The organism is Albibacterium bauzanense, from assembly GCF_004339765.1.
In the GTDB taxonomy this organism is placed as follows: domain Bacteria; phylum Bacteroidota; class Bacteroidia; order Sphingobacteriales; family Sphingobacteriaceae; genus Albibacterium; species Albibacterium bauzanense.
Map to the genome: position 1 here is coordinate 245984 of NZ_SMGO01000003.1, position 19695 is coordinate 265678.

At 37.5% G+C, this 19695-nt stretch carries 14 protein-coding genes and 1 riboswitch; of the genes, 7 read left to right on the top strand and 7 right to left on the bottom strand.

Translation table 11 applies throughout. The features are described 5' to 3' along the window. Window positions 1-4: 4 nt before the first annotated feature. From C8N28_RS12420 to C8N28_RS12430, 3 genes are all read left to right on the top strand, one after another. Window positions 5-1036: an LLM class flavin-dependent oxidoreductase gene (locus tag C8N28_RS12420; protein WP_132225386.1), complete on the top strand. Its 1032-nt coding sequence runs from the start codon at window positions 5-7 to the stop codon at window positions 1034-1036. Between the two features lie 109 nt (window positions 1037-1145). Beyond that, window positions 1146-3941, top strand: a complete 2796-nt coding sequence (locus tag C8N28_RS12425) for a DUF7133 domain-containing protein (RefSeq protein ID WP_132225388.1) — start codon at window positions 1146-1148, stop codon at window positions 3939-3941. Window positions 3942-4107: 166 nt separating this feature from the next. Then, entirely contained in the window at window positions 4108-6864 is a 2757-nt protein-coding gene (locus C8N28_RS12430; RefSeq protein ID WP_132225390.1) for a DUF7133 domain-containing protein, read from the top strand. A 79-nt stretch (window positions 6865-6943) separates the two neighbouring features. On the opposite strand, the gene C8N28_RS12435 is transcribed toward C8N28_RS12430, so the two are convergent. Next, window positions 6944-8590 (bottom strand): ribonucleoside-diphosphate reductase subunit alpha, encoded by a 1647-nt coding sequence (locus C8N28_RS12435; protein WP_132225392.1) that lies wholly within the window; start codon window positions 8588-8590, stop codon window positions 6944-6946. 21 nt (window positions 8591-8611) lie between these two features. Then, a complete protein-coding gene (locus tag C8N28_RS12440) occupies window positions 8612-9586 on the bottom strand; it encodes a ribonucleotide-diphosphate reductase subunit beta (RefSeq protein ID WP_132225394.1) in 975 nt (324 codons plus the stop codon). Between the two features lie 128 nt (window positions 9587-9714). After that, window positions 9715-9847: riboswitch (cobalamin riboswitch) on the bottom strand. 158 nt (window positions 9848-10005) lie between these two features. Here C8N28_RS12440 and C8N28_RS12445 point away from each other — a divergent pair. The 3 genes from C8N28_RS12445 to C8N28_RS12450 all read left to right on the top strand — a co-directional run bounded on the left by C8N28_RS12445 (window position 10006) and on the right by C8N28_RS12450 (window position 13766). Beyond that, a complete protein-coding gene (locus C8N28_RS12445; RefSeq protein ID WP_132225396.1) occupies window positions 10006-12765 on the top strand; it encodes a hypothetical protein in 2760 nt (919 codons plus the stop codon). 162 nt (window positions 12766-12927) lie between these two features. Next, the gene (locus C8N28_RS13855) at window positions 12928-13086 is read left to right on the top strand and encodes a hypothetical protein (protein ID WP_221410237.1); all 159 of its coding nucleotides are present in this window, start codon (window positions 12928-12930) and stop codon (window positions 13084-13086) included. Between the two features lie 50 nt (window positions 13087-13136). Further along, on the top strand, window positions 13137-13766 hold the full coding sequence (locus C8N28_RS12450; RefSeq protein WP_132225398.1) for a PRC-barrel domain-containing protein: 630 nt from the start codon (window positions 13137-13139) through the stop codon (window positions 13764-13766). Window positions 13767-13788: 22 nt separating this feature from the next. Here C8N28_RS12450 and C8N28_RS12455 read toward each other — a convergent pair whose 3' ends face one another. Both C8N28_RS12455 and C8N28_RS12460 read right to left on the bottom strand, forming a co-directional pair. Next, window positions 13789-14301, bottom strand: a complete 513-nt coding sequence (locus C8N28_RS12455; RefSeq protein ID WP_132225400.1) for a CinA family protein — start codon at window positions 14299-14301, stop codon at window positions 13789-13791. Next, entirely contained in the window at window positions 14294-15145 is an 852-nt protein-coding gene (locus C8N28_RS12460) for an SDR family oxidoreductase (RefSeq protein ID WP_132225402.1), read from the bottom strand. The genes C8N28_RS12455 and C8N28_RS12460 overlap by 8 nt, the downstream gene beginning before the upstream one ends. A 192-nt stretch (window positions 15146-15337) precedes the next feature. Here C8N28_RS12460 and lpdA point away from each other — a divergent pair, with 192 nt between their 5' ends. After that, window positions 15338-16726 carry a dihydrolipoyl dehydrogenase gene (gene lpdA, locus C8N28_RS12465; protein WP_132225404.1) on the top strand — a complete coding sequence of 463 codons (1389 nt, stop codon included), beginning with the start codon at window positions 15338-15340 and terminating at the stop codon, window positions 16724-16726. A gap of 94 nt (window positions 16727-16820) precedes the next feature. Here the strand turns inward: lpdA and C8N28_RS12470 are convergent, their stop codons facing one another. The 3 genes from C8N28_RS12470 to C8N28_RS12480 form a co-directional block, all read right to left on the bottom strand. Further along, window positions 16821-17681 (bottom strand): TIGR02757 family protein, encoded by an 861-nt coding sequence (locus C8N28_RS12470; protein WP_132225406.1) that lies wholly within the window; start codon window positions 17679-17681, stop codon window positions 16821-16823. A 20-nt stretch (window positions 17682-17701) separates the two neighbouring features. Next, window positions 17702-18316 (bottom strand): HAD family hydrolase, encoded by a 615-nt coding sequence (locus tag C8N28_RS12475; protein WP_132225408.1) that lies wholly within the window; start codon window positions 18314-18316, stop codon window positions 17702-17704. A 162-nt stretch (window positions 18317-18478) separates the two neighbouring features. Further along, a complete protein-coding gene (locus C8N28_RS12480; protein WP_132225410.1) occupies window positions 18479-19693 on the bottom strand; it encodes an MFS transporter in 1215 nt (404 codons plus the stop codon). Between the last annotated feature and the right edge of the window lie 2 nt (window positions 19694-19695).

Here is a 19695-nt window from a genome sequence, read left to right on the forward strand (position 1 = left end):
AGATATGGAATTAGGCTTAATTACTTTCGCTGATATGCTGCCAGAAACCTTAAGTGGAGGGGCAATAAATGCACATCAACGTATCAAAGATTTATTAGAAGAAATTCAATTGGCAGATCAATTAGGATTGGATGTATTTGGTGTTGGCGAGCATCATCGACCAGATTACGCGGTTTCATCTCCTGCAATTATATTGGCCGCAGCAGCTAGTATTACAAAACGTATTAAACTTGCAAGTGCAGTAACCGTGCTTAGTTCAGATGACCCGGTGCGTGTATTTCAAGATTTTTCAACCGTGGATCTAATATCAAGCGGACGAGCAGAAATAATTGCCGGCAGAGGGTCTTTTATAGAGTCTTTTCCCCTATTTGGTTATAACCTCAAAGATTATGATGAATTATTTACGGAGAAGTTAAACCTGTTACTAAAGATCAATCAGAATGAAGTGCTTTCCTGGACAGGCAAGCACCGACCTTCGTTTGAAAATAGAGGTGTTTATCCACGTCCTTATCAGCAAGAATTACCAATCTGGCTTGCTGCCGGTGGTACACCTGCATCGGCTGTGAGGGCAGCTACTCTTGGCCTGCCTTTAATGTTAGCCATTATTGGCGGTATGCCTGAACAGTTTGTGCCTTTTGTAAACCTGTACCGTGAAACTGCAAAAAATGCAGGTCAAGATATAACTAAACTCCAAATGGGCATCAATAACCATGTATATATAGGAGAAGATTCTCAAAAAGCAGGTGATGAATTTTATCCTTATTATGCATCGATGATGGATCGTGTAGGCCGCGATCGAGGCTGGCCTCCACATACACGCCAGCAATTTGATAATTCGAGATCATCAAGAGGAGCTTTAATGGTTGGTAGTGTTCAACAAGTAATTGATAAGATTCTATACGAACATGAACTATTTGGCAATACCCGCTTCTTAGCACAAGCCAGTATCGGGCATGTGCCTCATAAGCTAACCATGAAGTCTATTGAGCTGTTTGGTACAAAAGTGGCCCCTGTAATTAGAAGAGAAGTTGGTTGAGACAAAGGGAGATAAGGGCTAAAAAAAGTGAAAATAAAATAAAAAGTTACTTTGTTTTATTATTACATTTAGAGCCAAATAACCAAAATCAATTAACCACACTATTAAAATGAAAAAAACATTTACAAACAAACGGGACTTCTTTAAAGTAGGAGTCTCCCTGCTGATGGTGTCCATGACTTACATGATGTGCAGAACCCCTTATACTCCGGGATCTGACAACTATAGCAAAGTTGGACCTGCATTAAACCTTCCTGAAGGTGCTGACCCTGAAGGACCAGATTGGAAGGGTATCGATTTAGCTCCTAAGGCTCCTGTACTTCCATTATCTCCTGCAGATGAAGCAAAAAGATTCGTTTTGCAACCGGGTTATGCAATGGAACCGATCTTGACTGATCCTCAGATCGATCAACCTGCAGCTATCTCTTTTGACGGAAACGGACGTATGTTCGTTCTTGAACTTAGAAGCTACATGCTGGATGCAGATTCGAAAGATGAGCTTGAACCAACAAGCAGAATATCGAGATGGGAAGATAAGAATAATGATGGCGTTTACGAAACAGGTACTGTATTCGTTGATAGCCTTGTGTTTGCACGTTTTGTATTGCCTTATGGTAAAGATGCGATCTTAACCATGGAATCTAACGCAGACAACGTTTACAAATATACCGACACAAATGGTGACGGAGTTTCAGACAAAAAAGAACTTTTTACTACGAAGTACGGAAGATCTGGAAACGTTGAACATCAACAAGGTTTTATGTATTGGGGTATGGATAACTGGCTATATAGTACCTATAATGCATTCCGTGTACGTTATGATGGATCAGCTCGTGAAAACACTGGTGCCAATGGAGCACAATGGGGTGTTACGCAGGATAATGATGGTAAAATTTGGTTCCAGGGTGGCGCAAGTGGTGTGCCTTCTTATTTCCAGTTCCCGATTCATTATGGAAGATTTGCCGTTCAAGATCAATTAGCTGAAGGATTTAATGTTCCTTGGGGATCTCCTGTTTTAATCTCTGACATGCAAGGTGGTATGGATCAGATCAGAATGCCTGATGGTTCACTTAATAGTGTGACCGGAGGTGCAGGAAATGATGTATTCAGAGGTACCCGTTTGCCTGAAGAATTAGTAGGTCAATACTTCTACGGTGAACCGGTTGCTCGTATCGTTCGTCAGATCAATCCGGTTGTGACTGAAGGGGTTACTCAACTTCACAACGTTTTCCAAGATCAAAAACAAGAATTTATCCGTTCAACTGACCCATTATTCCGTCCGGTTGATATGACCACTGCCCCAGATGGTACAATGTACATTACCGATATGTACCATGGTATTATTCAAGAAGGTCAATGGACTCCAAAAGGAAGCTATTTACGTGCTAAAATTGAGCAATATCAATTGGATAAGGCTGTAAATATGGGCCGTATCTGGCGTTTGACTTATAAAGGAATGGACAGAGATAAAACTCAACCAAGAATGTTGGATGAAACTGCTGCTCAATTAGTGGCTCATTTAGACAATCCAAATGGATGGTGGAGAGATATGGCTCAACAATTGATCATCTTAAAAGGTGATAAATCAATTGTTCCGACTTTAGAGCAAATGGCTCGTACCGATAAAAACTTACTAGCTCGTTTCCATGCAATGTGGACCTTGGAAGGTTTGGGTGCTTTGAAGCCTGAGTTGGTTCGTGAATTAATGAAAGAATCAAACCCTCGTTTACAGATTCAGGCAATCCGTGCCAGCGAATCATTGTACAAAAACGGTGATCATTCATTTGAAAATGACTATAAAGCTTTTGCTAAGAACACCAACACAGACATCGCTCTTCAAGCAATCATGACCTTAAATACATTAGAAGTTCCAAATGCAGAAGTTGCTATTAAAGCAACCGTTGATGCGAATAAAGCTAAGGGTATCCAATTGATTGGTAATCAAATATTGAACCCACCAACTACTGGTGGTAACGCCAATGCAATGGCTGCCTTTACTGCTTCTGAACAAGAATCTATGAAACGTGGAGCAGTTATTTTTAATGAGTTATGTTCAGAATGTCATGGTGATAATGGTAAAGGTACGATTGTTAGTCCAGGTGTTTTAATGGCTCCATCATTTGTTGGAAATCCCCGTGTACAAGGTAATCACGATTACACTCTTAAGGTTCTTTTGAAAGGCTTAACTGGCTCTATCGAAGGAAAACATTATGCTGGAAGTGTTATGGTACCTATGGCAGAGAACTCAGATGAATGGATTGCAGATATCGTTTCTTATGTTCGCAATAACTTTGATAACAGCAGTTCTTTTATAACGAAAGAAGATGTTGCAGAAATGAGAACAAAAGTAGCTTCGCAATCGGCTCTTTATAACTATGATGAACTGATTACAACCATTCCAACCGTTCTACTATCAAATTCAAACTGGAACGTTACAGCCAGCCATGCGCAACCTACGGTAATAGGTGGTAAAGCAACACCTAGTTCAGCTTTCAATTTTGAAGGATGGACAACTGGTGTTAAGCAAGCACCAAACATGTGGTTCCAAGTAGAAATGCCAACTGAAACAACTTTGGTGGGTATAGAATTCGAATCTCCAGCAACAAGAATTCGTGCAGCTGCACCGGCTATGGGAGCTGCAGGAACAACTCCTGCTACCCGACCTGCAGTCACAACTCTTGAAACTTCCCCTCATAAATACATTGTACAAGTATCTACAGATGGAAAAACATGGTCTCAGGTAGCTGCAGGAGAAGGACAGAGAAAAACATCGATCTCCTTTAACCCGGTTAAAGCGAAATTCGTAAAAATTACTCAAACAGGATCTTCTAATGACGATAGTCCTTGGAAAATGCAGGGCATGAAGTTTTACCAAGCAGGAAAAACTGAATTTGCTGCTAACTAAGAAATAACAAAAACGAGAGTATTCTCTCAAACTAAAAAGACTGTCTTACTTAATTGTAGGGCAGTCTTTTTTTGCAATATTAAAAAAAAATCTATCTTTAGCGATTAATCAATTAACCACATTATACAATTTATTAACTAATTATTACTGACAGAAATCTAGACGTATGAAGAAAAAAATTACTTACAAAAGAAACCCTTTATTACTAGGCGTTTCGCTATTAATTGTCGCGACAAGCTATATGACATGTCGAACTCCTTATAATCCGGGAGCTGACAACTATAGCAAAGTTGGACCTGCTGTAGAACTTCCTGAAGGTGCTGACCCTGAAGGACCAGATTGGAAGGGTATCGATTTAGCTCCTAAAGCTCCGGTACTTCCATTATCTCCTTCAGATCAGGCTAAAAAATTCGTTTTGCAACCGGGTTATGCAATGGAACCGATCTTAACAGAACCACAAATTGAACAACCAGGTGCAATTTCGTTTGATGGAAACGGACGTATGTTCGTTCTTGAACTTAGAAGCTACATGTTGGATGCAGATGCAACAGATGAACTGGAGCCAACAAGCAGAATATCAAGATGGGAAGATAAGAATAACGATGGTGTTTACGAAACAGGTACTGTATTCGTTGATAGCCTTGTGTTTGCACGTTTTGTATTGCCTTATGGTAAAGATGCGATCTTAACCATGGAATCTAATACAGATGATGTTTACAAATATACCGATACAGATGGTGATGGAAAAGCTGACAAAAAAGAACTCTTTACCACACGCTTTGGTCGTTCAGGTAATGTAGAGCATCAGCAATCATTCCTTTACTGGGGAATGGACAACTGGCTATATAGTACCTATAATGCATTCCGTGTACGCTATGATGGATCAACTCGTGAATCAACCGGAACAAATGGTGCGGCATGGGGTGTTACGCAGGATAATGATGGTAAAATTTGGTTCCAGGGTGGCGCAAGTGGTGTACCTACCTATTTCCAATTCCCGATTCATTATGGAAGATTCAATGTAGAGGATCAATTGGCAGAAGGTTTTAGAGTTCCTTGGGGATCGCCGGTTTTAATCTCTGATATGCAAGGTGGTATGGATCAGATTAGAATGCCTGACGGTTCACTTAACAGTACAACTGGAGGTGCAGGAAATGATGTATTCAGAGGTACTCGTTTGCCTGAAGAATTAGTAGGACAATATTTCTATGGTGAAGTGGTTGCTCGTATCGTTCGTCAGATCAATCCGGTTGTAACTGAAGGGCTTACACAGGTTCACAATGTTTTCCAAGATCAAAAACAAGAATTCATCCGTTCAACTGATCCATTATTCCGTCCGGTTGATATGACCACTGCCCCAGATGGTACAATGTACATTACTGATATGTATCATGGTATTATTCAACAAGGTCAATGGACTCCAAAAGGAAGCTATTTACGCACGAAAATTGAGCAATATCAATTGGATAAAGCTGTAAACATGGGCCGTATCTGGCGTTTGACTTACAAAGGAATGGACAGAGATAAAACTCAACCAAGAATGTTGGACGAAACTTCTGCTGAGTTAGTAAAACACCTTGATCATCCAAATGGATGGTGGAGAGATATGGCTCAACAATTGATCATTTTAAATGGTGATAAATCAGTTATTCCAACTTTAGAGCAAATGGCTCGTACCGATAAAAACTTACTAGCACGTTTCCATGCAATGTGGACTTTGGAAGGTTTGGGTGCTTTGAAACCTGAATTGGTTCGTGAATTGATGAAAGAATCAAACCCTCGTTTACAGATTCAAGCAATCCGTGCCAGTGAATCTTTATACAAAAACGGTGATCATTCATTTGAAAATGATTATAAAGCTTTTGCTAAAAACACCAACACAGACATCGCTCTTCAGGCAATCATGACTTTAAATACGCTTGATGTTCCGGACGCTGCTTCAACTATTAAAACAGTTATAGCTGCAAATAAAGCTAAAGGAATTCAGCTTATTGGTGAGCAAATACTGAACCCACCAACTACTGGTGGTAATGCCAATGCAATGGCTACCTTTAATGCTTCTGAGCAAGAAGTTATGAAGCGTGGAGCAGTGATCTACAATGAATTATGTTCAGAATGCCATGGCGATAATGGTACTGGTACTCTTATTAGTCCGGGTGTTTTAATGGCTCCGTCATTTGCTGGAAATCCACGTGTACAAGGTAATCATGAATACATAACCAAGGTTTTATTAAAAGGACTATCAGGCTCAATCGAAGGAAAAGATTATGCTGGTGGTGTAATGGTTCCAATGGGAGAAAACTCTGACGAATGGGTTGCATCTGTATTATCTTATGTTCGAAATAACTTTGGAAATAGTGGTTCTTTTGTAACTACAGAAGATGTTGCAGAGATGAGAACAAAAACAGCTTCGCAACAAGCATTCTATGACTACAATGAGTTAATATCTAGTATTCCTAAAGCTTTGACGATTAATTCTAATTGGAATGTTACTGCCAGTCATGCTCAACCTACTTTAGTTGGAGGTAAAGCTGCTGCAAGTGGAGCGTTTAGTTTTGAAGGCTGGACAACCGGTGTTAAGCAAATACCTGGGATGTGGTTCCAAATAGAGATGCCGGTTGAGACAACAATATCTGGATTAGAATTTGACTCGCCCGGGGCAAGAACTCAAGGAACTACTCCTCCTACTACACTTGAAACCTATCCCCGCGAATTTATTATACAAGTTTCGATGGATGGAAATACCTGGACACAGGTGGCCCAAGGAAAAGGTAGCAGTAGAAAAACCTGGATACCATTTAAACCAGTTAAGGCTAAGTATGTAAAAATTACCCAAACAGCTACCGCCGAGAATGAAAGTCCTTGGAGAATGCAGGCTATGAAACTTTACCAAGTTGGAAGTATTAGTTTAGCTTCTAACTAAGATATTTGAAAGTTTTATAATCTAAAAAAGGCTATCTCAAGATTTGAGATAGCCTTTTTTATTTAGTCTTTATTAAAATTTATGCTTCACAACTTACACAGGTAACCATATTGGCAATAAACTCCTTTGACACACTCTGACTTCTTTGATAGTAAAGAGTCTTAACACCAAGCTTCCATGCTTCTATCATCAACATATTGACATCCTTTATAGGAAGATTAGAAGGAATATTCAGATTCAAACTTTGAGCTTGATCAATGTATTTTTGACGGATAGAGGCTTGCTGTATAATCTCGAGTTGACTTATTTCTTTAAACGTTTTAAAGACAGCTTTTTCTTCAACAGACAATTCATTTAAATGTTGTACGCTACCATGATTAAGCATAATACTTCGCCATATATCTTCATTATCCAACCCTTTCTCAACCAATAACTGCTTTAAATATTTATTCTTACGCATAAAATTACCTTTAGACAAACCAGCTTTATAGTAATTGCTACTAAAAGGTTCAATACCTGGCGAGGTTTGACCAAGAATTGCAGAAGAAGATGTAGTAGGTGCAATTGCCATTAAAGTTGTATTCCTTCTGCCGTAGTTTTTCAAGATCTCTGGCTCTCCATAAATACTCGCCAGCTCAACACTCGCTTTATCAGCTTTCTCGCTAATATCTTTAAAAATAAGACTGGTCAGAGTTTTAGCTTCCATACCTTCAAACGGAATCTTATTCTTTTGCAAATAAGAATGCCACCCCATAACTCCTAAACCCAATGCACGATGCCTTTTGGCAAAACGATTAGCGGAAGCCAGGTAATAGTTATCTTCTGTTTTAGCAATGAATTCTTGCAATACTGCGTCTAGAAAGTAAATAGCGAGCTTTACAGCACCCGTATCTTTCCATTCATCATAAAGCTCTAAATTCATCGAAGAAAGACAGCAAATAAATGACTCATCAAAATTAGAAGGCAAGGCAATCTCTGAACAGAGGTTGCTTGAATAAATCTTAAGATTTTTATCTTTATAGACTTGTGGTTTATTACGATTGATATTGTCAGTAAAGAAAATATAAGGCAGCCCTTTCTGCTGCCGGCTTTCTAAAACCTTAGCCCAAACTACCCTTTTATCGGTATCTCCATCAATCATTTCCTGCATCCAATAATCAGAAACACAAACTCCATTAAACAGATTTTGTATTGGATTGCCGATATTCTTAATCTCTAGAAACTCTTTAATATCCGGATGATCAATATCAAGGTAAGCAGCAAATGCACCCCGGCGAACCCCTCCTTGCGATATTGTATCCATCGCTGTATCAAACAGTTTCATGAAACTTACCGCACCACTGCTCTTTCCATTATCGGTTACAGCACTTCCGCGTTCACGTAAATGTCCGAAATAACCAGAGGTACCCCCTCCTATTTTGGTCTGCATAATTACCTCTCCAAGCTTATGAGTAATACCCTCAATATGATCGGGTACATATACATTAAAGCAAGATATTGGCAAGCCTCTTTCTGTACCCATGTTTGCCCAAATTGGTGAACTCAAACTCATCCAGCCTTTTTCTATCATTTCGATAAAAGCTTCAGCGAGCTCTGGTTTATATAATCGTTTTGCTGCAGCCATGGCTATCCTTTCGATAGCAGTTTTTGTTGTTTCACCTTTCAACAAGTATCCTCGGTTAAGTACTTGCTGACTTTCTTCATTTAACCACCAAAGTCTTTCCATTATATCTTAATTATTAGGAGTTTAAAACAAATCGTTCGCTGTAATACTTTTATCATGCTTGGTATAGTCTACTGGCCGCTTTGCAAAAAAATCGTCCATACTATTTGCAAAAACCTCTTCTTCAAACCAAACCATCGGTTGGTAATCACTCTCAGAAACATTAAATACCTTTTGCAAGCCTATTTTATACATGCTATCATCAACCCGGTACTTCATAAAATTGAGAAGATTCTTTTTGCTGACAATATCGATCTCGCCTTGTTCAAAGATCCAGTCTAGTATTTCTGATTCAACTTGAATAGAGTGTAAAACGATATCTGAAATTCTTTTTTTAGTAGCATCATCAAAGAACTCAGGAAACTCTTCTTTAATTTTATTTACAATATACATTCCCGCGTTTGCATGAACTTGCTCATCAACAGAGGTCCAAGCAATGATATTACTGATATTTTTCATCACTCCTCTAAATCGGGTAAATGAAAGTATAATTGCAAACTGACTAAAAAGGGATACATTTTCTATCAGCATAGCAAATAGAACCAGGGAGAAAAGATATTCTTTTTCGTTCTCTGATTTACTATAAGCTAAGGCATCTGAGAGGTAGGCAATTCTCTTCTCTATAACAGGTACATGAATTAATTGCTCAAATTCATTATTGTAACCCAATACTTCTAAAAGTCGAGAATATGCCTCAGAGTGTCGAAACTCACATTCAGCGAAAGTAGTTCCTAAGCCATTAAATTCTGGCTTAGGTATATGGGTGTATAGGTTGCCCCAAAAAGACTTTACTGAAACTTCAATCTGCGCAATTGCGAGCAGACTTCTCTTGATAACTTCCTTATCATTAACACTTAAATGAGAATGGAAATCTTGCACGTCTGCAGTGAAATCTACTTCAGAGTGAACCCAATAAGACTTATTAATTGCCTCAGTAAAATTTAAAATCTCAGGATATTCAAAGGGCTTATAGTTTATCCTTTTGTCGAAAATGCTCATATTAATAATTTTTTATTTTTTGAAATCCAAAAGCTAAAAAAGTAATATGTACAAACGGATAAACGAAAGCAGGGGATTCTTGTTGAATACCCTTGTATTCATTCGGACATTTACTTTTCTTGCGAAAGCAAAGTCAAGCAGATAAGGAAGGTAGCCTGGCTTTAGAATTAATTCTCTATTTACAGTTGCGCAACAGCTCGTGAATTACACACGATTCCCCTCTTTTTATTACAGGTGCAATACCTTATTGCTATGATTTTACAATAACAAAACTATCGTTTTAAAAATCGAATGCAATATTTATCAGCGAAGTATTTATCAACAACTGAAGACTTATCAACGAATGCTTATTCTAACATCTTGTTAACTACCAAATTATATTTATCTTTATCTAAGCCGTAACCTCTAACCAGCAAATAATGACAAAAAATATATTAATCTTTTTTGTTCTCCTTTCAAGTATGGCTTTTGCACAAGAAGCGCCAAAAACAGATATTAATGAAATTATATCCTCTGTTAATACTTTGAATGATAGCCTTGCCATAGAGAAGCTATACTTACAAACAGACAAACCTTCTTATTTCAGCGGAGATACTTTATGGTTTAAGGCATATTTATTTAATGCATCATCTTTTAATGCCAGTACTAAAAGCGGGATCATGTATGTTGAAATTGCGAATGATAGCAATAGAGTAGTAACCCGAATTATGCTGCCAGTTTTTAACGGTCTTGCCTCTGGTCAGATTGCTCTAAATGAGCAGGAAATACCCCAGGGTGGTTACACCTTAAGAGCCTATACCAATTGGATGCGAAACTTTGGAGAAGATTATATAGTCAAGAAACCTATTTATATTGGTAATGCGAATGACAAGGATTGGTTAGTAAATTATAGTATTCAACCTTTAACCAATACCGAGCAAGGAAAGATGCAGCTTTCTCTAGAGCTTGATCGGATTGATAAGAGTCCTCTGGGTTTAAGAGAACTGCAGGTACAAATTGCAGATGAGAAGAAAACATGGTTCAAGAATAATTTAGAAACCAATATTGATGGTTTATTAACGCTAGATTTCGAGCTTCCTCAGCAGGTTAATTCAAAAAACTTGACCTTAAACCTGCAGGATTTACGAAAGAATGAGGGCAATCGTAAGCTGTCAATACCCATTTCATTAAATCGTCCGGAGTTTATTGATTTGCAGTTTATGCCTGAAGGTGGTAACCTGGTTGCTGGTCTTCCCGCACATATAGCTTTTAAAGCAATCAATGAAGATGGCTTGGGAACTGATGTATCTGGAAAAATATTCAATAGTAGCTTGCAAGAAGTTGCTGAATTTCAATCTACACATAGAGGTATCGGTACTTTTAATTTTACTCCTCTAGAAAGTGAAGTATATTCAGCCAGAATAGAATTACCTAATGGCTTGTATAACAGTTATCCCTTACCTACAACAAAAAGCACAGGCATTACGATGGCTGTTAACAATTCGTTTCAAAGCGATTCATGTGAACTTATCATTCATGCAACACCCAATACGGTAACCGGTCCTTATTTCTTAGTTGGTCAAGCAAGAGGTATAGCTCTTTATGGCGCTTCTTTCAATCTAGGTAAAGATTCTTTAAAGTTAAAGATCAGTAAAGATATATTTCCAAGTGGGATTACTAAGTTCACATTAATCGGACCTGACAATAATGTGCTGAACGAACGGATTATATTTATTGACCACGATGACAATCTACGTATTCAACTTACTAGTAATCAAACATCCTATCAATTAAGAGATAGTGTTTCCTTAGCTATTGAAGTAACAGATAAAAACGGGATGCCTGTACAGGGAAGCTTTTCTCTTGCAGTAACTGATGATGGCCAGGTGAAAACAGATAGCCTTACTAACGGCTCTATCATCAGTCAAATACTATTAACTGCCGACTTAAAAGGAACTGTTGAAGACCCAGGATATTATTCACAATCTGCAAAAGACTCTAAGAAATGGCAAGATCTGGACCAACTGCTTCTAGCACAAGGATGGGTATCCTATGATTGGGATAAGGTATTCAAAGAAGGCCCTGTTCTTCCTTATGCTGCCGAACCAGAATTTTTAATAAAAGGGAAGGTTGTCAATATGTTTAACAAACCGGTTGCTAACTCAGGTATTGTGTTATTGTCAAAGAAGCCTTTTTTAACATTGGATACCATCACAAACGAACAAGGTCTTTTTATTTTTAAGGATATCCAGCCAGTAGACACAGCGGTTTTCTTTATTCAAGCCAGAAATAAAAATGGTAAAAGTTCGAATGTTGGAATAGAAATGGAAGAATTTTCCGCTCCTGACTTTACTCCTTTGAACAAACGTATGGTCCCTTGGTATGTCAATACGGATACTGTTAAATTACTGTCTGTAAATAAGCAAATTCAACTTGAAAAAGACCAGGAAGAGGCAACGTCAGGCACTTTGCTTAAAGCAGTGGTTATTGAAGGAAGGAAAGTAATCAAAGATTCCAAAAATCTAAACGGTCCCGGAGGAGCGGATGTGGTTATTGATGAAGAAGTATTGGAAAAAGTAGGCAGGATGACCTTAGGCGATCTGCTTTATAAAAACATTGAAGGCTTTGGTGTAAGAACCAATAGTTCCGGAGAACGTTATTATACAGTATATACTAAATTCGTTCACCTCATTATAGATGGTACAGATACTGAATTCTTTATGTCCGACTCTGCATCACAATATGAATACTTCAAAGATTATTTTGATTATTACGATGCTGAAGAAATTAAAGGGATAGAAGTGATGACAAGCACGAGAAATGCCCTTGCGTATGTTCAAAGATTTCTTAATCCTTTAGCGAAAATAACTGATCATATCTTTATCGAAGTAACAACACGCTCGGGACACGGACCTTTCTTAAAGAAAAGTATAGGAACTTACTTATTCAAACCCATGGCTTTTACCCTGCCGAGAGAATTCTATTCCCCTAAATATAAAGCTAGCAGCACAGTTGATATGACGGATATACGCTCAACTATTTACTGGGAGCCATTTATCACCACAGATAAAGATGGCAAAGCGACCGTGTCATTTTATACTGCCGATAACCCTGGTAGTTATTCGATAATAATAGAGGGCAGTGATATGCAAGGAAACTTGGGAAGCACAAGAAGTAATATTAAGTTAAAGAATAAATAATCCCCCACATTTATTCTCAAGAAAAGCTTTTATTCTAACAAGAGGCTTTGGTATGCAAATGATTTCCAAAAAATAAAACTTTTTTTAACCAGGATAGGTTAATTATTTAACGCATAAGTAGATTATGTAAAAAAATAAAATCATTGAATTAAAACTAAAATTATGGCTCAAATAGATGTAGAACCCAAGAAAAAAAGCAATTGGTGGATATGGCTGATAGTAATTGTAGTAATATTACTTATATGGCTTTTCTTACGAGGTGGTAATGATATGAATAATACCACTCCAACGACAACAGACTCAATAGCTATGACTCAATAAGTTAGTTGAATTATTGTTACCATTTAAAATGAACATTTAATAATAATATTATGGATAATACAAGATCAAATCATTTAGAAGAACTAAGAGGAAGCGATTATAAAATCGCAGAAGGCGCGCCAGATATTCAGGGTTGGAGAATAGTAGATTATACAGGCGAAAAAGTAGGTAAAGTACGAGATATGCTATTCGATAAAATAGCTCAAAAAGTCAGGTATATTATTACGCATTTAAATGATTCAGACTCAGCTTTAGGCAATCGTGATGTATTGATTCCTATTGGGAAAGCACAATTAAATACGAGCACCGAAGAAGTCGTAATCTCAGATTTAACACTAGCACAATTATCAAATTTACCGACTTATACCGGGGATGAAATTACTCCTGAACAAGAGTATGCAATTCGTAATACATTCTTAGGCACAATTGCTGGAGGAGTTACATCAGGAATAGCAGATTATAATCGAGATACTTTCTATGATAATAAGGATTTTGACGAAGATCGTTTTTATAACAGGGGTGATTATGCAGATAGAACAGCAGGTATAAATACAACTTCTGATCTAAAGGAAACAAGCAATCTGGATGAAGACGAAGATTCGGATATTACAGAAGATGTAAGACGAAGAAACGATGAACTATTTGATAATGGCAGTATCGATAATCCTAACAAAGTATAAAAAAATAGAGTGTTGAATCAACTTAATCACCGTTCAATAAATTTTTAAATAGCTTCAAAATTTGTTGAGTATAACATTCTTGTATACTGAAAGAGTCATCCTTCACTGCCTCTATATAACCTTCTAATACAATCTCCCGATCCTTGGCGATAGCATAATACGCATAAGGGTTTTTAAATTCATGATCAGGAATTTGTTGAGTAAAACCAGTAATAGCAATTGCATATTTACTTAAGAAAAGTTTATTAGCACCCAAAGCCATTTGACAAGCTACTTGAGAATTAACAAATTCATTGTGCTCGCCATAAATAGGTTCAACATCAAGAATCCTGGTTTTTTGTCCGCCCTGATAAACTGTGATTCCTCCTTGAAAAAACATGGTGGCACCTTCAGCCAAAGAAAAAGCAGTTTGTAAACAGCCTGATGTAACACTTTCGGCCACCGATAACGTAGCCTTCGATTTAATCAAAAATGAAGCAATACTTTGCAAATCATTTTTATCATAGAGTGATTTCTCTGCGTTTTTCTTAGCCATTTACTATTTCTCCTCCATTTGGATGAATAATCTGACCGGTCATATAACTTGCATCTTCAGATGCCAAAAACACATAAGATGGGGCAACTTCATTGGGCTGACCAGGACGGCCCATAGGAACATCTTTTCCAAATTCTGCAACCTTCTCTTCACTAAAACTTGCAGGAATCAGAGGTGTCCAAATCGGGCCAGATGCTACTCCATTTACACGAATATTCTTTTTTGCAAGATTATTAGCTAAAGAACGCGTAAATCCTACAATTGCGCCTTTAGTTGATGCATAATCAATTAAATGAGCACTGCCGCGATAAGCTGTTACAGAAGTGGTATTAATAATTGCGGATCCTTCTTTTAAATAAGGCAAGGCAGCTCTTGTTAAATAAAAATAAGCGAATATGTTTGTTTGAAATGTTTTTTGAAGTTGTTCATTACTAATATCTAACAAAGATTCTTGAGAATATTGGACAGCTGCATTGTTAACTACAATATCCAACTTCCCAAATACGTCAATCGTTTTGGAAACAATTAATTCACAGTGTTTATCATCTCTAATATCTCCAGCTATCAATAAACAGTTTCCTCCCGCCTCCTTTATTAATTTCTCAGTATCTTCTGCATCTCTTTTCTCGTTCAGATAGGTAATACAAACTTTTGCGCCCTCTTTTACAAAAGCTAGAGCAACAGCTCTTCCTATTCCACTATCACCGCCAGAGATAATAGCTACTTTACCTTCTAATTTTCTCTTCTGAGCATTATCTGCTTTAGATTCAGGCTTTGGACTCATCTTAAATTGATCGCCTGGTTGCTTGTCTTGTTTCTGAGCTTTAGGTGCTTGATCTTTCATAAGGTATCATTGTTTGTCAATGAAATAACACATCCTCAGATTTCTTGTTTTAATAATAGTATTATAAACTAACTTCGATGAGCCAATGAGGCTGGTTTGCTATATAGGATATCCTATAAAAAGTAAAAAATTATGTAAGTTTGCATCTGAAACAACATTATTAAGAAAATCTTTATACGTTAATATCAAAGCATGAATTACGACATTATTGTTATAGGAAGCGGCCCCGGAGGCTATGTTGCTGCTATCAGAGCTTCTCAATTAGGCTTCAAGACGGCTATTGTAGAACGTGAATCACTTGGTGGGATTTGTCTCAACTGGGGTTGTATTCCTACAAAAGCATTATTAAAAAGTGCTCAAGTATTTGAGTACCTTAACCATGCCGAAGACTATGGGATTAAAGTAAATGGCGGAGAGGCAGATTTCCCTGCTATTGTTAAAAGAAGCCGTGGAGTAGCCGATGGAATGAGTAAAGGGATTCAATTCTTAATGAAGAAAAATAAGATTGATGTTATTCTAGGAACAGCTACTATTAAAAAAGGTGGTAAAATTGCTGTTAAAGATGCAGATGGTTCTACCAAAGAATACGCTGCCAAACATACAATCTTAGCTACTGGTGCACGTTCTCGCGAACTTCCTAATTTAAAACAAGATGGTAAGAACATCATCGGTTACCGTCAGGCTATGAGCCTTGAAAAACAACCTGAATCTATTGTAGTTGTTGGCTCTGGTGCAATTGGTGTTGAATTCGCATATTTCTACAATGCAATTGGAACGAAGGTTACGATTGTAGAATTCCTGGATAGAATTGTTCCGGTTGAAGATGAAGAAGTTTCTAAGCAATTAGAAAGAAGCTTGAAAAAAGCTGGAATAACTGTATTAACCAGCTCTGAAGTTACAGCAGTAACGAAATCAGGCTCGGTTAACAAAGTTTCTGTTAAAAACGCAAAAGGAACGCAAGAGCTGGAAGCAAGTGTTGTACTTTCTGCTGTAGGCATCACTCCTAATATTGAAAACATTGGCCTTGAAGAAGTAGGTGTTAAAACTGAAAGAGGACATGTTATTGTTGATGATTTTTACAAAACAAATATCGAAGGTGTTTATGCTATCGGAGATATTGTAAAAGGACAAGCTTTAGCGCATGTTGCATCTGCAGAGGGAATTACTTGTGTTGAAAAGATTGCAGGTATGGATGTTAAAGCAATCGATTATGGCAATATACCAGGCTGTACATACTGTACACCAGAGATTGCTTCAGTAGGTTTAACTGAAAAGGCTGCTAAAGAGGCCGGTTACGAATTAAAGATTGGAAAATTCCCATTCTCTGCTTCAGGTAAAGCGAGTGCTGCTGGTGCAAAAGATGGTTTTGTAAAAATGATATACGATGCCAAATACGGTGAGCTTTTAGGAGCACATATGATTGGTGCTAATGTTACAGAAATGATAGCGGAAATCGTAGTTGCCCGTAAATTAGAGACTACCGGACACGAAATCTTAAAAGCTATCCATCCTCACCCAACTATGAGTGAAGCTATAATGGAAGCAACAGCTGATGCTTATGGTGAAGTAATTCACTTATAAAATTAACAGCAGAGTGAGGCATATTCTTTCGCTCAGTATAAAAAAAGGCCTTGGATTTGCATCCAAGGCCTTTTTTTATACTTTTTAATTATATTTACATTTCCTTCTCTACTCCCAATCCAAATAAAGCAAAATCATATTTAACAGGATCCTTTGGATCTAAATGACGTAAGTTTTCAGTGAGTTCTATCGCTGTTAACCAATCAGTTTGCTTTCTTGATATTAAGCCTAATTTACGTGCAACACGATCTACATGAACATCACATGGACAAATCAATGCTGCAGAAGATAACTTTGTCCAAATGCCAAAATCAACTCCCTTATCATCCTTTCGAACCATCCATCGCAAAAACATATTCAAGCGTTTGCAGGTTGATTTTTGTAATGGAGAGCTAACGTGCTTACGTGTACGCAGAGGATAGTCTTCTAAACTGAAGAAATAAGACCGAAAGTGATTTAATGCTTCTTCAATTATCACCGGCTCACGTCTTAAATCTTGCAAAAGACAAGCAGAAGAACTTAATTCAATACTTTCACCTACTGGAAGAAGATCCAAATACTCTTCTCTAAACTCTGACTGTTTTACCTTTGGAATAAAAGCTTCCTCCAAGGACGAATAATGACTATAATGATGCTTAAAGAAGCTTACAAAGTAAAGTAGATCAGTATCATTAAAAGTCCGATGCTTAAATCCCAGCAACGACTTTAAATCTCCTTCCTGATGGTTTATAATGTAATCGTATGGACTTCCATCCATACGTTCAATAAGATCTGCACATTTATTTAAAATTGTCTTTCGCTGACCCCACGCTAACATAGCAGCAAAAAAACCTATGATTTCAATATCTTCCTTTTTGGTAAAACGATGCGGAACACTAATCGGATCCAATTCAATAAAATCAGGTTTATTGAATTGTTCTACCTTATCATCTAGGAAAGCTTTTAAATCAAACATTTCAGGGCTATTCCAATCCTTTAAATCTCATCTACCCGTATCCAATCCATCCCTGCTGCTTCAGCAGCTTGAACACCTGGTATACCATCCTCAAAAACCACACAACTTTCTGGCTCTACACCTAAAAGTTCTGCTGCTTTTAAGAACGGGTCGGCATAGGGTTTCCCTTTGGGTGTTTCACCTGCACAGACTAATACTTCAATATAAGGCAAAATACCTAAAACAGTTAAGGTCTTTTGCACAGTACTTCTGCTACCACCAGACACTACTGCAATCCGGACTTTCCCAACATGTGCCAATAAGTGATCAACAACAAAAGGCATGGGTTCTGTTTTTTCAATAAACTCATTTACAAATACAGTAGATTTTTCTTTCCCAAAGACCTTAGGGTCTAAATTCGCAGCATATCTTCTATTGATTTCTTCAGCTACTTTAACAGTTGGCAACCCTGCCAATTCATCAACGATATCGGGATCCAAATCAATCCCATATTTAGATGCTGCCTTTACATAAGCTGCTTTATGCAAAAACATATTATTAGCTAAGGTTCCATCGCAATCGTATAAAAAGGCTTTATACTTCCCTTCCGTCTTTTGAGTTAATACGGCTAACTTATCAATCGTGTTATTTATCATCTCTTTATTTTAAATCATCAAATATACGGAATATTATCGACAGATTAGCTTCAAATAAACCCATAGATTTTATCTATACAATTTTATAATTATTTATCAATCAGATACTAATAGAGCTTATATATCGCATTAGTTTACACCATATCTGACTAAAGATTCCCACTAGCCGATCTCTTTGTGCTGATCTAAATTAGGGAGAAAGCCTGCAATCAAACCCAGTAATGGCAAGAAAGAACATACATAGTACACATAGGATATACTAGTTAAATCAGCTAATTGTCCTAATAATGCAGAACCAATTCCTCCCATTCCAAAAGCAAATCCAAAAAACAGACCTGATACCATACCTATTTTTCCTGGTAAAAGCTCTTGAGCATACACCAGGATAGCTGAAAACGCAGAAGCAAGGATAAAACCGATAATTACTGAAAGGATGGTTGTCCAGAATAAATCAGCATAAGGAAGTGCCAATGCAAAAGGAGCAGCGCCTAGTATGGATGCCCATATTACATATTTTCTTCCTATCCGATCTCCTATCGGACCACCGACCATAGTTCCCGCAGCGACTGCAAATAGAAACATAAATAAATGTATCTGAGATGCTTGTACAGACAAATTAAACTTATCTATTAAGTAGAATGTAAAATAGCTTGTGATACTAGAAAGGTAAAAATACTTTGAAAATATTAATAAAAGGAGAATAACAACTGACCATATAACTGTCTTTCTGGGATAAGAAGATTTTTCAACTTCCACTTTATGTTTCTTTAAAACATGAGCACGTAAAGCCTTCGGCTTATACCATCCTCCAATCCGGTATAATACAATTATTGCAATTAAAGCCGCCAGAGAAAAATAGATTACATTGAACTGTCCAAAGGGAGCAACGATAAGAGCTGCCAACAAGGGCCCGAAAGAGCTTCCAGCATTTCCTCCTACCTGAAAGATAGATTGTGCTAATCCTCTCTTGCCTCCAGAGGCAGCATGTGCCATCCTTGAAGCTTCTGGATGAAAAACTGATGAGCCTACACCAATAAGTCCCACAGAAAGCAATACAATAGGAAAACTGCCTGCCACAGAAAGAATAACCAAACCTATTAAGCTAAAGCCCATTCCAATAGGCAAAGCATAAGGAAAAGGCCTTTTATCAGTAAGATTACCTACAAGCGGCTGAAGAATAGAAGAGGACATCTGGAAAACCAGAGTTATTAATCCCACTTGTGTAAAGCTTAAAGAGAATGAATCTTTTACAAGTGGGTATATGGCGGGTATTAATGATTGAATAGTATCATTAAGCATATGAGAAAAGCTGATCGCAAACAAGATCGGATAGACTGTTTGCGATGCTTTTCTGGAAGATATTGGATCTGATTCCATGA